The sequence below is a fragment of the Vallitalea sediminicola genome, assembly GCF_054408565.1.
Window position 1 is genome coordinate 1 of the sequence record NZ_BTPT01000230.1, and the last position, 257, is coordinate 257.

General features: G+C 24.1%; 1 protein-coding gene. It reads right to left on the reverse strand.

The genetic code is table 11. The features are described 5' to 3' along the window. Positions 1-40: 40 nt before the first annotated feature. Positions 41-257, reverse strand: a 217-nt coding sequence (locus ACX6CF_RS26530; RefSeq protein WP_458788385.1) for a substrate-binding domain-containing protein, incomplete at its 5' end; no start/stop codon positions are given.

Sequence of the window (257 nt, forward strand, 5' to 3'; positions counted from 1 at the left end):
GGTGTTGTACTATAATTGATACAACACCTTTTTATATATTCTATTCTAAATCTATTTTTTTACAAGATTCCCCGATAACAATTGAAACATCAATTATATCATGAATAGGATTAGATGGTTTTGAAGTTATGATTTTAAATAATGATTTTGCTATTTTTTTTATATTTTGTTCAATTGTTGTTATCCTAGGATAAAAATATGAAGAAACAATTCCATCAAAACCTACAACCGATAAATCATTTGGAACAGAAATATTT